The sequence below is a fragment of the Streptomyces sp. DH12 genome, from assembly GCF_020873895.1.
Classification (GTDB): Bacteria; Actinomycetota; Actinomycetes; order Streptomycetales; family Streptomycetaceae; genus Streptomyces.
This window is the reverse complement of sequence record NZ_JAHWGT010000690.1, coordinates 1-517: the sequence shown is the minus strand read 5'-3', so window position 1 is coordinate 517 and position 517 is coordinate 1. Positions and strand designations below refer to the sequence as shown.

The 517-nt window shown below is 69.8% G+C and carries 1 protein-coding gene and 1 pseudogene; both read left to right on the top strand.

Annotation, left to right across the window (positions count from 1 at the left end; all coding sequences use genetic code 11):
• Positions 1-312 (top strand): annotated as a pseudogene (locus tag LPA54_RS36520) (ABC transporter permease); the annotation flags it as partial.
• The coding region (locus LPA54_RS36515) for an ATP-binding cassette domain-containing protein (protein ID WP_228984805.1) at positions 309-517 on the top strand (209 nt) is incomplete at its 3' end. The pseudogene LPA54_RS36520 and the gene LPA54_RS36515, both read left to right, overlap by 4 nt.

Below are 517 nucleotides of genomic sequence, written 5' to 3'. Positions count from 1 at the left end.
GTCACGCCGCGCCGCGGCTTCGGCATCGCCGCCGTGATCGCCGTGCTGACCATCTCCTACGGCGCCGTCTCCACCCTCCAGGCCATCGCCGACGTCCAGGGCAGCGGCGACGCCGGCATCCTGATCGGCCTGTTCTCGCCGATCACCCTCATCGACGGGGTGCAGTCCGCCTACCTGGGCGCGAGCTCCGCCTTCCCCGGCGGGGTCGGCCCCGACCGGACCGAGGGCATCCTCTTCGTCCTGGTCACCCTGGGCCTGATCGTCGCCTCCCACGCTCTCCTGATGCGCCGTTACAAGAAGGTGGGCCTGTGACAACCCTCAGCATCGACCACGTCTCCCGCTGGTTCGGCAACGTGGTCGCCGTCAACGACGTCACGATGACCATCGGCCCCGGCGTCACCGGTCTGCTCGGCCCGAACGGCGCCGGCAAGTCCACCCTGATCAACATGATGGGCGGCTTCCTCGCCCCCTCCACCGGCACCGTCACCCTCGACGGCGAGCAGGTGTGGCGCAACGA